The 12981-nt window shown below is 71.7% G+C and carries 12 protein-coding genes; 7 read left to right on the forward strand and 5 right to left on the reverse strand.

What is annotated here, in order from left to right; genetic code table 11:
- Window positions 1-922 (forward strand): substrate-binding domain-containing protein (locus tag ABZ281_RS13085; RefSeq protein ID WP_356654943.1); only part of this gene is annotated, 922 nt, incomplete at its 5' end.
- A gap of 93 nt (window positions 923-1015) precedes the next feature.
- Window positions 1016-2023, forward strand: a complete 1008-nt coding sequence (locus ABZ281_RS13090) for a phosphatase PAP2 family protein (RefSeq protein WP_356654945.1) — start codon at window positions 1016-1018, stop codon at window positions 2021-2023.
- Window positions 2024-2223: 200 nt separating this feature from the next.
- On the opposite strand, the gene ABZ281_RS13095 is transcribed toward ABZ281_RS13090, so the two are convergent.
- Window positions 2224-5232 carry a bifunctional [glutamine synthetase] adenylyltransferase/[glutamine synthetase]-adenylyl-L-tyrosine phosphorylase gene (locus ABZ281_RS13095; protein WP_356654947.1) on the reverse strand — a complete coding sequence of 1003 codons (3009 nt, stop codon included), beginning with the start codon at window positions 5230-5232 and terminating at the stop codon, window positions 2224-2226.
- Between the two features lie 352 nt (window positions 5233-5584).
- Between ABZ281_RS13095 and ABZ281_RS13100 the strand changes: the two genes are divergently transcribed.
- Window positions 5585-6031 (forward strand): VOC family protein, encoded by a 447-nt coding sequence (locus tag ABZ281_RS13100; protein WP_356654949.1) that lies wholly within the window; start codon window positions 5585-5587, stop codon window positions 6029-6031.
- Window positions 6032-6088: 57 nt separating this feature from the next.
- Window positions 6089-6715 (forward strand): glyoxalase, encoded by a 627-nt coding sequence (locus ABZ281_RS13105; RefSeq protein WP_356654951.1) that lies wholly within the window; start codon window positions 6089-6091, stop codon window positions 6713-6715.
- Between the two features lie 12 nt (window positions 6716-6727).
- Here ABZ281_RS13105 and ABZ281_RS13110 read toward each other — a convergent pair whose 3' ends face one another.
- The 3 genes from ABZ281_RS13110 to glnA all read right to left on the reverse strand — a co-directional run bounded on the left by ABZ281_RS13110 (window position 6728) and on the right by glnA (window position 9341).
- The gene (locus ABZ281_RS13110) at window positions 6728-7276 is read right to left on the reverse strand and encodes a TetR family transcriptional regulator (protein ID WP_356654953.1); all 549 of its coding nucleotides are present in this window, start codon (window positions 7274-7276) and stop codon (window positions 6728-6730) included.
- 19 nt (window positions 7277-7295) lie between these two features.
- Window positions 7296-7877 (reverse strand): sugar O-acetyltransferase, encoded by a 582-nt coding sequence (locus ABZ281_RS13115; RefSeq protein ID WP_356654955.1) that lies wholly within the window; start codon window positions 7875-7877, stop codon window positions 7296-7298.
- Window positions 7878-7979: 102 nt separating this feature from the next.
- Entirely contained in the window at window positions 7980-9341 is a 1362-nt protein-coding gene (gene glnA / locus ABZ281_RS13120) for a type I glutamate--ammonia ligase (RefSeq protein WP_189594407.1), read from the reverse strand.
- A 294-nt stretch (window positions 9342-9635) separates the two neighbouring features.
- Between glnA and ABZ281_RS13125 the strand changes: the two genes are divergently transcribed.
- On the forward strand, window positions 9636-10823 hold the full coding sequence (locus ABZ281_RS13125; protein ID WP_356654958.1) for a globin domain-containing protein: 1188 nt from the start codon (window positions 9636-9638) through the stop codon (window positions 10821-10823).
- A 48-nt stretch (window positions 10824-10871) separates the two neighbouring features.
- On the opposite strand, the gene ABZ281_RS13130 is transcribed toward ABZ281_RS13125, so the two are convergent.
- Window positions 10872-11318, reverse strand: a complete 447-nt coding sequence (locus ABZ281_RS13130; RefSeq protein WP_356654960.1) for an Rrf2 family transcriptional regulator — start codon at window positions 11316-11318, stop codon at window positions 10872-10874.
- A gap of 194 nt (window positions 11319-11512) precedes the next feature.
- On the opposite strand from ABZ281_RS13130, the gene ABZ281_RS13135 reads away from it, so the two are divergent.
- Window positions 11513-12181 (forward strand): DUF3105 domain-containing protein, encoded by a 669-nt coding sequence (locus tag ABZ281_RS13135; protein ID WP_356654962.1) that lies wholly within the window; start codon window positions 11513-11515, stop codon window positions 12179-12181.
- Window positions 12178-12798 carry a DUF305 domain-containing protein gene (locus tag ABZ281_RS13140; RefSeq protein ID WP_356654964.1) on the forward strand — a complete coding sequence of 207 codons (621 nt, stop codon included), beginning with the start codon at window positions 12178-12180 and terminating at the stop codon, window positions 12796-12798. The genes ABZ281_RS13135 and ABZ281_RS13140 overlap by 4 nt, the downstream gene beginning before the upstream one ends.
- Window positions 12799-12981: the final 183 nt, after the last annotated feature.

Raw genomic sequence — 12981 nt, forward strand, 5'->3', positions numbered from 1 at the left:
GGCCGCTCTCGACGTACTGGGCTACGAACGCCCGGTGCGCCTGCGCCAGCGCAGCGAGGGGCTGGTCGGGCTGATCACCCCGGAGCTGGAGAACCCGATCTTCCCGGCCCTGGCGCAGGTCATCGGCCAGGCGCTGACGCGGCAGGGCTACACGCCCGTGCTGGCCACCCAGACCCCGGGCGGCTCGACCGAGGACGAGCTCACGGAGATGCTCGTGGACCGCGGAGTCGCCGGCATCATCTACGTCTCCGGACTGCACGCGGACACCACCGCCGACATGCAGCGCTACGACCGGCTGCGCGCCCAGGGCGTGCCCTACGTGCTGGTCGACGGTTTCTCACCGAAGGTGCAGGCGCCGTTCATCTCCCCCGACGACCGCGCGGCGATGAGCCTGGCGGTCACGCACCTCGCGTCCCTGGGGCACACCCGGATCGGTCTGGCCCTCGGCCCCAAGCGGTTCGTGCCGGTGCAGCGCAAGATCGAGGGGTTCGTACGCGCGGTGCAGGACCGGTTGGGCCTCGACGCCACGACCGTCGAGTCGGAGCTGGTGCAGCACTCCCTGTACACCCTTGAGGGTGGTCAGGCGGCGGCCGTGGCGTTGATCGAACGGAACTGCACGGCCGTGGTGTGCGCCAGCGACATGATGGCTCTGGGTGCGATCCGGGCGGCCCGGCAGCTCGGTCTGGACGTGCCGAAGGACATCTCCGTGGTCGGCTTCGACGACTCCCCGCTGATCGCCTTCACCGACCCGCCGCTGACCACGATCCGCAAGCCGGTCCCGGCGATGGGGCAGGCGGCCGTGCGCACGCTGCTGGAGGAGATCGGCGGGACGCCCGCGCCGCACAGCGAGTTCGTGTTCATGCCGGAGCTGGTGGTGCGCGGTTCGACCGCGTCGGCCCCGGGGGAACGCGGTCGCTCCTGAGAACTTCGGCCTGATTTCGCCAGAGAACATGCGGCTCGTGCGGGACCGCGGGATGATCGGTGGGGTAGTCCTTATCTGGCAGACTTTGCGCCTATGGGTGAAACGACCGTAACGAAGCCGGAGGGCCTGGAAGCGGCCCTCCCGGATACCGTTGCGGCCGATTCGGGCCGAGGTCCGCTGCGCCGGCTGCGCACCCCGCGCCGGCCCCGCTTCTGGTTCGAGATCCTGCTGATCGCGGTGAGTTACTGGACGTACTCGCTCATCCGCAACGCCGTGCCCGAGCAGAAGAGCGAGGCGCTGCGCAACGCCGACTGGATCTGGCGGGTCGAGCACCATCTGGGCATCGCCGTCGAGGAGTCGGTCAACCACTCCGTGAACTCGGTTCATTGGCTGATCATCGGGATGAACTACTACTACGCGACGCTGCACTTCATCGTCACGCTGGGTGTCCTGGTGTGGCTGTACCGTCGCCATGCCGGCCGTTACGCGGCGACCCGCCTGGTGCTGTTCGCGACCACGGCCGTCGCCCTGGTCGGTTACTACCTGTATCCGCTGGCGCCCCCGCGGCTGATGAACGGCGGCGACTTCATCGACACGGTCATGGTCCACCAGACCTGGGGTTCGATGGCGTCCGGCGACCTGAAGCACATGTCCAACCAGTACGCCGCGATGCCGTCGATGCACATCGGCTGGTCTCTGTGGTGCGGGCTGACGATCGCCGCCCTGGCGACGGTCCCCTGGGTGCGGGTGCTGGGGCTGCTGTACCCGGCACTGACGCTGGTGGTCATCGTCGCCACGGCCAACCACTTCTGGCTGGACGCGGTCGGCGGCATGCTGTGCCTGGCCTTCGGGTTCGCGGTCGCGCGGCTCTGCTACGGGAGGCAGCCGTACGCGCTGCCGCGGACGGTGCCCGCGCGCCCGCCGACGCGGAGCTGCGGGAGCGCCTCGTCCGGCTCGCGCGCCTCCCGGGCCGCGGCCACTTGGGCTGCGGCCGGGAGAGCTGCGGCCGGGAGAGCTGCGGCCGGGACGTCAGGACGTAGCGTGCCGGACAGGTCCCGGGGGGCGCCGGACAAGTCCCAGGGGTGGTCCGGCAGGCCCTAGTGCCGCGACAGGCAACGTTCGCCCCGTCACGACGCCCGGCACGCTCCCCCACGCTCTCGACTCCGCTCGAGCAGGGGGCACCCCCACTCGCCGCACCGGCCGAAACCCCGAGTACGTCCAGTACGAGGGCTTCCGGCCGCCACGCCGAGAGCACGCACCAAACGCCGCTCCTCAACGGGCAAACCTTGCCTGCCACGGCACTAGCGCTCGGCGATGCCGTAGAACAGTTCCTCCACCACACCGCGCGCCCGGCGTGCCGTTCTCCGGTATGCGTCCAGCATGTCGCCCGCGTGGCCGGGGCCGTAGCCCAGATACCTGCCCACGGCGGCCAGGTCCCGGGGCTCCGTCGGGAACGTGTCGCCGGCCCGGCCGCGGACCAGCATCACCGCGTTGCGCACGCGGGTCGCGAGGACCCAGGCCTCGTCGAGGGTCGCCGCGTCCTCGTCCGTGATGAGCCCGGCGGCGCGGGCGGCGGCCAGGGCCTCTCGGGTGCGGGTGGTGCGCAGGCCCGGCTCCGCCGAGCCGTGCCGCAATTGCATGAGCTGCACGGTCCACTCCACGTCGGACAGGCCGCCCGGCCCCAGTTTGGCGTGCAGCTTGGGGTCGGCGCCGCGCGGCAGCCGCTCGGACTCCATGCGGGCCTTCAGCCGCCGGATCTCGCGTACCGCCTCGTCGGCGAGCCCGTCCGCCGGGTAGCGCAGCGGGTCGATCAGCTCGATGAAGCGGCGGCCCAGGTCCTCGTCGCCGGCGACGGGCTCGGCCCGCAGCAGCGCGTGCGACTCCCACGTCAGGGCCCACCGGCGGTAGTAGGCCGCGTACGACGTGAGGGTGCGGACCAGCGGCCCGGACTTGCCCTCCGGGCGCAGGTCGGCGTCGATGAGCAGGGGCGGGTCGGCGCTGGGGATCTGCAGCAGGCGGCGCATCTCGGAGACGACCTTGTTCGCCGCCTGGGAGGCCTCCCGCTCGTCGACGCCGTCGCGCGGTTCGTGCACGAACAGCACATCCGCGTCGGAGCCGTAGCCCAGCTCGTGGCCGCCGAACCGGCCCATGCCGATGACCGCGAACCGGGTGGGCAGGTCGTCGCCCCAGCCGTCCCGCACGACCGCGCGGAGGGCGCCGGCGAGGGTCGCGGCGGTCTGGTCCGACACCGCGCCGCCGACCCGGTCCACCAGGGCGCCCTGGTCGGCCTCGGCAGCCTGTTCCTCGGTGCCGTAGGAGCCGACGATGTCGGCGGCGGCCGTCCGGAACAGCTCCCGGCGGCGCACCCCGCGGGCGGCCGTGACCGCCTGGGCGGCGCCGTCGGCGCGTTTCACGGCGGCGCATATCTCCTGCTCCAGGTGGGCCCGCGGCCGTGGATCCAGACCGCCGCCGTCCCCGTCGCCGAGCAGGGCGACCGCCTCCGGGGCGCGCATGAGCAGGTCGGGCGCGAGCCGGCCGGCGGACAGCACGCGGGCGAGGTTCTGCGCGGCGGCGCCCTCGTCCCGCAGCAGCCGCAGGTACCAGGGCGTCTTGCCGAGCGCGTCGGAGACCTTGCGGAAGTTGAGCAGGCCCGCGTCCGGGTCGGCCGAGTCGGCGAACCAGCCGAGCAGCACGGGCAGCAGGGTGCGCTGGATGGCGGCCTTGCGGGTGACGCCGGAGGCCAGCGCCTCCAGGTGGCGCAGCGCGGAGGCCGGGTCGGCGTAGCCGAGGGCGACCATGCGCTCCCGGGCCGCCTCGGTGCTGAGCCGGGCCTCGCCGGTGGCGAGCTGGGCGACCGCGTCGAGCAGCGGCCGGTAGAAGAGCTTCTCGTGCAGCCGGCGTACGACACCCGCGTGCCGCCGCCACTCGCGGTGCAGGTCGGCGACCGGGTCCGTCCGCAGACCGAGGGAGCGGCCGATGCGGCGCAGCTCGGCCTCGTCCTCGGGGACGAGGTGGGTACGCCGCAGCCGGAACAGCTGGATGCGGTGCTCCATGGAGCGCAGGAAGCGGTAGGCCTCGTCGAGCTGGGCCGCGTCGGCCCGGCCTACGTAGCCGCCGGCGGCAAGGGCCCCCAGCGCGTCCAGGGTCGTGCCGCTGCGCAGGGAGGTGTCGGCCCGGCCGTGCACCAGCTGGAGCAGTTGCACGGCGAACTCGACGTCCCTGAGGCCGCCCGGGCCGAGCTTCAGCTGGCGGTCGACCTCGGCGACGGGGATGTTCTCCACGACCCGGCGGCGCATCTTCTGCACGTCGGGGACGAAGTTCTCGCGCTCGGCGGCCTTCCACACCAAGGGCTGGACGGCGGCCACGTACTCCGCGCCGAGGTCGAGGTCGCCGGCCACCGGGCGGGCCTTGAGCAGCGCCTGGAACTCCCAGGTCTTGGCCCAGCGCTGGTAGTAGGCAAGGTGGCTGGAGAGGGTCCGCACCAGCGGGCCGTTGCGGCCCTCGGGGCGGAGGTTGGCGTCGACGGGCCAGATGGAGCCCTCGACCGTCGTCTCGGAGCAGATCCGCATCAGGTGCGAGGCGAGCCGGGTGGCGGCCCGTACGGCCTTGGTCTCGTCGGTCCCCTCGGTGGCCTCTCCGACGAAGATGACGTCCACGTCGGAGACGTAGTTGAGTTCGTGGCCGCCGCACTTGCCCATCGCGATGACCGCGAGCCGGCACAGGGCGGCGTCCTCGGGCGCGGCCGCCTCGGCGATCTTGAGGGCGGCGCGCAGGGTGGCGGTGGCGAGGTCGGCGAGCTCGGCGGCGGACTCGGCGAGGCCGGTGGTGCCGCAGACGTCCCGGGCGGCGATGGACAGCAGGCAGCGCCGGTAGGCGACGCGCAGGGCGACCGGGTCGGTGGCCTGCGCGAGGCCCGCCTCGAACTCCTCCACCCCGGGGTGCAGGTCGTAGGCCTCGTACATGACGAGCGCCTGCCAGTCGTCCGGGTGCCGGGCGAGGTGGTCGGCGAGTGCGGTGGAGGCGCCGAGGACACCGAGGAGGCGGTCGCGCAGGGGCTTGGCCGCGATCAGGGTGTCGAGCAGTTCCCGGCGGGCGCCGGGGCTCTGCTGGGCCTCCAGGAGCCGGACGAGCCCGAGCAGCGCGAGATCGGGGTCGGCGGTGCCGCCCAGCGCCTCCAGCAGGACCGGGTCGTCGCGCAGCGGTGCGAGCTCGGGAGTGTCCAGAAGCCGCTCGGCGGCGGAGGCGTCGGTGAAACCGTGCCGCAGCAGCCGTGTGAAGGTACTGCTCCTGCGCCCCGGCGCCGCCGTCATCCGGGCCTCCCTCGCACTGTTCCTCGGACATGCATCGGATCAAGGTCGTACGGCTTTGAGCGTAACCGCCCGGGGCGCGGGGAGCGCCGGTGAGTCCGGTAGGCGGACGGGCACGCGCGTGGCTACGGCGACTGGCCGCGGCGGGGAGGCGCGGTACGACGGTTTCCGGTCACCGGAGGTACGGGAGGGCCATTTCCACTGCGGCACGGGCCGTGCGGCCGTCTACTCGGTGGCGCGGCGCACCGTTTTCGGCTTCGGTGAGGGGAGCCGTTCAGCCGGCTTCAGCCCGCGTCAGCGGCTTCTGCCGGACAAGGTGATCGGTTCTCGTGAAGCCGGACGAAGGAGTCACGCCATGGACATCACCCTCGAAGTCATCCCGCTGCCCGTGTCCGACGTCGACCGTGCCCGGGACTTCTACCGGGACAAGGTCGGCTTTCACGTGGACATCGACCAGGAGGTCATGCCCGGGATGCGGATCGTCCAGCTGACTCCTCCGGGTTCCGGCTGTTCGATCGCCCTGGGCGAGTCGATCTGGCAGATGACCCCCGGCCCCACCCCTGCTCCCGGTTCCTACCAGGGTCTGCAACTGTGCGTCGCCGACATCAAGGCGGCCCACGCGGAGCTGACCGCCCGCGGCCTCGACGTCTCGGAACCCGTCCAGTACTCCCCGGACGACGGCGCCACGTTCATGCACTTCCAGGACCCGGACGGCAACGGGTGGGCGGTGCAGGAGTACCGGCGCAGGGCCACCGAGCCGCTGCACCGGCTGCTGTCGGACCTGAAGCGGAAGCAGGCCTGAACAACCCGGTCAGGAATCGAGAAGCGGGGTTCGTGGAGCGCGCTTAGCGTCGTTGTCATGACTTCCCTCGCATCCGTCACCCTCGAGGTGGCCGACCCCGCAGCCGCCGACCGCTTCTACTCCGCCGCCTTCGGTCTGGGCGACCGGCTGCGCCTGCGGGCGTCGGAGGAACCGACCTCCGGCTTCCGCGGGTTCACCCTGTCGCTCGTGGTCTCCCAGCCGGCCGATGTGGACGCCCTCCTCGACGCGGCCGTGCAGGCCGGCGCGACGACGCTGAAGCCCGCCGCGAAGTCGCTCTGGGGCTACGGGGGCGTCGTGCAGGCGCCCGACGGGACGATCTGGCAGCTCGCGTCGTCGTCGAAGAAGAACACCGGCCCGGCAACCCGGCAGGTCGGCGAGTTCGTCCTGCTGCTCGGCGTCGAGGACGTGAAGGCCAGCAAGCAGTTCTACGCCGAGCACGGCCTGGCCGTGGGGAAGAGCTTCGGCGACAAGTACGTCGAGTTCGCGACCGGCACGGGCCCGGTCAAGCTGGCCCTGTACAAGCGCCGGGGCCTCGCCAAGGTCGCCGGAGTCGCCCCCGACGGCACCGGCTCCCACCGCCTGATCATCGGCAGCGACGCCGGGCCGTTCACCGACCCGGACGGTTTCGCGTGGACGACGGCTTCGGAGAGTGCGTCGGTGTGAGGGAGGCGGGCCTCAGGACGGCACGGCCGTCAGACGGGTCACCGCCAGCCGCGTCAGCTCACGGCTGTGCGGCTCGCCGTCGAGGGAGCGGTGCAGGGTCAGCCCTTCGATGAGCGCGTCCAGCTGACGTGCCGTGACCGGGTCGAAGTGCTGCTCGAGGAGCAGGCGGCTGCGGCGCATCCAGACCTGTGTCAGCTCGCGGTACTCCGGCCGCCTGGCGGCCAGGGTGTACAGCTCGTGAGCGAGGACGAGGTCACGCCTGGGCCCCTCGGACAGGGCGTGGACGAGGTCCGTGACGGCTTCCCGGACCTGCTCGGGTGTCCCGGCACGGCCAAGGTGGCCCTCGAAGACGGCCACGATCTGGTCGGCGAACCGGGTGAAGGCCTCCTTCAGCAGCTCGTCGATCCCGCTGAAGTGGTAGGTCATCGAGCCGAGCGGCACCCCGGCCCGGGCGGCGATCCTGCGGTGGGAGACACCGGCGACGCCCTCGTCGGCGATGTGGTCGAGCGTGGCGGCGAGAATGCGCTCGCGTCGCTGCGGATCAGCGTGGCCGGTGGCCATGTGGGTCGTCTCCGTCGGGTCAGACGTTGCGGACGGGCCGGGCGGGATTGCCGACGGCGACGACGTGGGCGGGAACGTCCTTGGTGACGACCGCGCCCGCGCCGACGACGGCGTTGTCGCCGATGGTCACGCCCGGACACACGATGACCCCGCCCCCCAGCCAGACGTTGTCCCCGATCACGATCGGCCGCGCCGCCTCCAGCTTGTCCCTGCGCGGCTCCGGCTCCACGGGGTGGGTGGGCGTGAGGAGCTGTACGTTGGGCCCGATCTGGCAGTCCTCGCCGATGGTGATCCGGGCGACGTCCAGCGCGGTCAGGTTGTAATTGACGAAAGTCCGGGCCCCGACGGAGATGTTGCTCCCGTAGTCGACGTACACCGGCGGCCGCAGGTCGACCCCCTCCCCCACGGCACCGAGCAGCTCGTGCAGCATCGGGCGCGCCGATTCGGCGTCCTCGGTATAGGCGGCCAGGTACCGCGCGGCGAGCCGCATCGCCCGCTGCTGCCGCCGGGCGATCTCGGAATCGTCGGCGATGTAGAGATCACCGGCGAGCATGCGCTCGAGGTTGGTTCGGGGGTCGTCGGCGAAGTGGTCGGCGGCCATGCGTACGATCGTACGCTGTGGAAGGTACGAACGTACACTCCTGCCTGCTGAAAAGGGGGCCCGCGGTCCGCGACCGCCGGCCCCCTGGGACGTTCCGCTCGCTCAGAGCGCCGGAAGGTTCTTCCGCAGCTCGAACGCCGTGACCTCCGAGCGGTACTCCTCCCACTCCTGCCGCTTGTTGCGCAGGAAGAAGTCGAAGACGTGTTCGCCGAGGGTCTCGGCGACGAGGTCGCTGCGTTCCATGAGGGTCAGGGCCTCGCCCAGGTTCTGGGGAAGCGGCTCGATGCCCATCGCGCGGCGCTCCGCGTCGGAGAGGGCCCAGACGTCGTCCTCGGCGCCCGGCGGGAGCTCGTAGCCCTCCTCGATGCCCTTGAGGCCGGCCGCGAGCAGCAGGGCGTAGGCCAGGTACGGGTTGGCGCCGGAGTCGAGGGAGCGGACCTCGACGCGGGCCGAGCCCGTCTTGCCGGGCTTGTACATGGGGACGCGGACCAGCGCCGAGCGGTTGTTGTGGCCCCAGCAGATGTAGGAGGGGGCCTCGCCGCCCGCGCCCGCGGTGCGCTCCGCGCCGCCCCAGATGCGCTTGTAGGAGTTCACCCACTGGTTGGTGACGGCGGAGATGTCCGCCGCGTGCCGCAGCAGGCCCGCGATGAAGGAGCGGCCCACCTTGGAGAGCTGGTACTCCGAGCCCGACTCGTAGAACGCGTTGCGGTCGCCCTCGAAGAGCGACAGGTGCGTGTGCATGCCGCTGCCCGGGTGCTCGGAGAACGGCTTCGGCATGAACGTGGCGTGCACGCCCTGCTCCAGGGCCACCTGCTTCATGACGAGGCGGAACGTCATGATGTTGTCGGCCGTGGAGAGCGCGTCGGCGTAGCGGAGGTCGATCTCCTGCTGGCCGGGGGCGCCCTCGTGGTGGGAGAACTCGACCGAGATGCCCATCGACTCCAGCATCGTGATCGCCTGGCGGCGGAAGTCCATGCCGACGTTGGTCGGGGTGTGGTCGAAGTAGCCGGAGTTGTCGGCGGGCGTCGGACGGCTGCCGTCCAGCGGCCGGTCCTTCAGCAGGAAGAACTCGATCTCCGGGTGGGTGTAGAAGGTGAAGCCCAGGTCGGAGGTGCGGGCGAGGGCGCGCTTGAGCACGTAGCGCGGGTCTGCGAAGGACGGGGAGCCGTCCGGCATGAGGATGTCGCAGAACATCCGGGCCGTGCCCGGGGCCTCCGCCCGCCAGGGCAGGATCTGGAAGGTCGACGGGTCCGGCTTGGCGATCATGTCGGACTCGTAGACCCGGGCGAAGCCCTCGATCGCGGAGCCGTCGAAGCCGATGCCCTCGTCGAAGGCCTGCTCCAGCTCCGCCGGGGCCACGGCGACCGACTTGAGGAAGCCCAGCACGTCCGTGAACCACAGGCGTACGAACCGGATGTCGCGCTCCTCCAACGTCCGGAGCACGAACTCCTGCTGCTTGTCCATCTTCCGCTTCCCCATCCTTGCTGGTCAGGCCGCCTTCTCTTCCGTACCACGGGAGGCGGTCGGGCACCAGAGCATCAGACCACACCACCATTTCGTACGCGTTGCGGACCATGATCGCCCGGCGGCCCGGGGTCGAACGCCTCACATACGGCAGGTGAACTGCTCTTCCGCCCATAGTGCCTGCTCGCACCGCCATCCGTAACGGCCGGTCCCTTTCGCCGCACCACCCGCTTAATTTGCATCTCATATGCAACTTTAAATAGTGTGCCCCCAGTCGAGCCCCGAGGAGCCCAGATGCTGTCCGAGCAGTCCGCCGCCACCGTCCGCGCCACACTCCCCGCCGTCGGCACGGCCCTCGGCACGATCACCGAGCGCTTCTACGCCGGGCTGTTCGAGGCCCACCCGGAACTGCTGCGGGACCTGTTCAACCGGGGCAACCAGGCCTCCGGCACCCAGCGTCAGGCTCTGGCCGGCTCCATCGCCGCGTTCGCGACGCACCTGCTGGACCGCCCGGGGCAGCGGCCGGACGCGATGCTGCAGCGCATCGCCCACAAACACGCCTCGCTCGGCGTCACCCCGGAGCAGTACGGCGTCGTCCACGAGCACCTCTTCGCCGCCATCGCCGAGGTGCTCGGCGACGCGGTCACACCGGAGGTCGCCGCCGCCTGGGACGAGGTCTACTGGCTGATGGCGAACGCGCTCATCGCCGTGGAGCAGCGGCTGCGCGAGGAGCACGGCGGACCCACCTGGCGGGCCTGGGAGCTCGTCGAGCGGGTCACCGAGACCGCGGACGTCGCCACGTTCCGACTCCGCCCGACCGACGGCGGCCCGGTGCGGGACTTCCTCGCGGGCCAGTACGTCTCCGTCCGCGTCACCCTCGCGGACGGAGCCCGCCAGATACGTCAGTACAGCCTGTCCGGAGCACCCGCCCCGGACCTGCGGCAGATCAGCGTGAAGCGCGTCCACACGGCCGGCGCCCCCGACGGCGAGGTCTCGAACCACCTCCACGCGCGCGTGGAGGTGGGTGACGTCCTGGAGCTCTCCGAGCCGTACGGCGACCTGGTCCTGGACGCCGGTTCCGAGACTCCGCTGCTGCTGGCCTCGGCCGGCATCGGCGTGACCCCGATGACCGCGATGCTGGCGCATCTCGCCGACTCGGGGCACCGCGCCCCGGTCACCGTCGTGCACGCCGACCGCTCCCCCGCGACGCACGCCCTGCGCACCGACCACGAGGCCTACGCGGCCAAGCTCCCGGACGCGGCCGTCCACCTCTGGTACGAGCAGGACGCCCCGGGGGGCACCCACCCGGGCCTGGTCGACCTCACCGGCGTCCCGCTCGCCCCGGGCACGCGCGCGTACCTGTGCGGCCCACTCCCCTTCATGCGGGCGGTGCGGACCCAGCTGATCGCGAAGGGCGTGGCACCCGCCGACATCCACTACGAGGTGTTCGGCCCGGACCTGTGGCTGGCGGGGCAGGCCTAGGCCTGGCGTTGTGAGGAACCGGGACCCGGACGTCGCGGGGATCGGGGCCTAGACGTCCTGGGGACCGCCCCGCGAGATCCCCAGCAGCAGCACCCCCGTCGGCTCCGCCACGATGTCCTCGACCGTGACCGGGTCCAGTGAGGCGAAGAACGCCTCCTGGGCCCGGCGCAGGGCGCCGCGCAGGCGGCAGGCGGAGTTGAGGGGGCAGGGGGTGGGGCCCTCGCAGTCGACGACGTCGCCGTCTCCCTCGAGGGCACGGACCACGGCGCCCACCGAGGCCGTGCGGCCCTGCTCGGTGAGGGTGAGGCCGCCGCCCCGGCCCCGGCGTGCGGCGAGCAGCCCCATGTGCTGGAGCTCGGCGACGACCTTCGCCAGGTGGGTGTACGGCACGTTCATGCCGTCCGCGACGTCCCGGGTCGTCGGACTGGTCCCGCCCGCGACGGCGAGCCGCATCAGGACCCGCAGGGCGAGGTCGGTGGAGCGCAGCAGCCGCATGCAGGCAGCCTAGGTAATAGGAATGTCGGATTCAAATAATTCGGGGGGCGCCCTCGCCGGAGTCCGTGAACCTGTCGTCCCGCTGTCGGTGCCGTATCGATTCGGCCCATTCCCGCGGCCGCGCTACGAGGCGCCCCGTCTCCCCCATTACGATCAGCCGACCCGACCGTCACTTTTCCCACGAAGGACACCTCATGGGCTCCGCCAACAAGACCGGCACGGACCGCAAGGCGCGCATAGAGGAGATGCGGCGCGCCGAGCAGGCCCGTGAGCGCCGCAACCGGGTCCTCACCATCGCGGCCAGTGTCGTGGTGGTCGCCGGACTCGTGGTCGGCGGCGTCGTGGTCGTGCGGTCCCAGGACGACAAGGGCAGTGACACCGCGGCGGCGGGCGACTCCTCGGGCAAGGGCAAGTTCGTGACGGGCAAGGACGGCGTGCGGACGTGGGAGGGGAAGCTGGCCCGCAACCACGTCACCAAGGCCGTGAAGTACGCCTCCGAGCCGCCGGTCGGCGGTGACCACAACCCGGTGTGGATGAACTGCAACGGCGACGTCTACACCGAGGAGATCGACAACGCCAACGCCGTGCACTCGCTGGAGCACGGGGCGGTGTGGGTGACGTACAACGCCGACGCGAAGAAGGCCGACATCGACGCGCTCGCGGCGAAGGTGAAGAAGACGCCGTACACGCTGATGAGCCCGATGGACGACCAGAAGGACCCGATCATGCTCTCGGCCTGGGGCCACCAGCGCACGGTGACGGGCGCGAGCGACCCGGACGTGGACGCGTTCTTCCAGAAGTTCGTCCAGGGCGAGCAGACCCCCGAGCCGGGCGCCGCCTGCACGAACGGCCTGTCGAAGTGAGGCATACCGGCCTGATCGCCGGGGCCGCGGCGACGGCGCTCGTCGCCGCCGGGGCGATCACCTACGCGGTCGCCGGGGACGACGGCGGCGGGCAGACGCCGTCCGCCGAGTCCGCGGACGCCGGGTTCGCCCGGGACATGGCGGTGCACCACCAGCAGGCCGTCGAGATGTCGTACGTCGTGCGCGACCGCACGAAGGACGTGGAGGTCCGGCGTCTGGCGTACGACATCGCGCAGACGCAGGCCAACCAGCGCGGCATGATGCTCGGCTGGCTCGACCTGTGGGGCCTTCCCAAGGTGTCCTCCGAGCCGCCGATGACCTGGATGGACATGGGCGGCATGGCATCCGGCAAGGACGGCGCGCTGATGCCGGGCATGGCGACCAACTCCGAGATGAAGAAGCTCGGCGAGCTCAGCGGGAAGCAGGCGGAGGTCTTCTACCTCCAGCTGATGACGGACCATCACAAGGGCGGCATCCACATGGCCGACGGCTGCGTGGCCAAGTGCCGGGTCGGCGTGGAGAAACGGCTCGCGCAGGGCATGGTGGACGCGCAGCAGTCGGAGATCTCGCTGATGGCCGACATGCTCAAGGAGCGGGGCGCGACGGCGCGGGCGTAGCGCGGTGGGCGCGGGCGTGGAGTCGTGGGCGCGGGCGTGGAGTCGTGGGCGCGGGCGTAGCGCGGTGGGCGCGGGCGTGGAGTCGTGGGCGCGGGCGTAGCGCGGCGGCGCGGGCGTAGCGCGGCGGCGCGGACGTAGCGCGGCGGCGCGGACGTAGCGCGGCGGCGCGGACGTAGCGCGGCG

The organism is Streptomyces sp. NPDC006265 (assembly GCF_040613555.1).
Lineage (GTDB): Bacteria > Actinomycetota > Actinomycetes > Streptomycetales > Streptomycetaceae > Streptomyces.

Bases quoted from the DNA above. Each gene is read 5' to 3' on its own strand.
- ABZ281_RS13090 (WP_356654945.1), top strand. From the start codon at position 1,016: ATGGGTGAAACGACCGTAACGAAGCCGGAGGGCCTGGAAGCGGCCCTC.
- ABZ281_RS13095 (WP_356654947.1), bottom strand. From the start codon at position 5,232: ATGACGGCGGCGCCGGGGCGCAGGAGCAGTACCTTCACACGGCTGCTG.
- ABZ281_RS13100 (WP_356654949.1), top strand. From the start codon at position 5,585: ATGGACATCACCCTCGAAGTCATCCCGCTGCCCGTGTCCGACGTCGAC.
- ABZ281_RS13105 (WP_356654951.1), top strand. From the start codon at position 6,089: ATGACTTCCCTCGCATCCGTCACCCTCGAGGTGGCCGACCCCGCAGCC.
- ABZ281_RS13110 (WP_356654953.1), bottom strand. From the start codon at position 7,276: ATGGCCACCGGCCACGCTGATCCGCAGCGACGCGAGCGCATTCTCGCC.
- ABZ281_RS13115 (WP_356654955.1), bottom strand. From the start codon at position 7,877: ATGGCCGCCGACCACTTCGCCGACGACCCCCGAACCAACCTCGAGCGC.
- glnA (WP_189594407.1), bottom strand. From the start codon at position 9,341: ATGGACAAGCAGCAGGAGTTCGTGCTCCGGACGTTGGAGGAGCGCGAC.
- ABZ281_RS13125 (WP_356654958.1), top strand. From the start codon at position 9,636: ATGCTGTCCGAGCAGTCCGCCGCCACCGTCCGCGCCACACTCCCCGCC.
- ABZ281_RS13130 (WP_356654960.1), bottom strand. From the start codon at position 11,318: ATGCGGCTGCTGCGCTCCACCGACCTCGCCCTGCGGGTCCTGATGCGG.
- ABZ281_RS13135 (WP_356654962.1), top strand. From the start codon at position 11,513: ATGGGCTCCGCCAACAAGACCGGCACGGACCGCAAGGCGCGCATAGAG.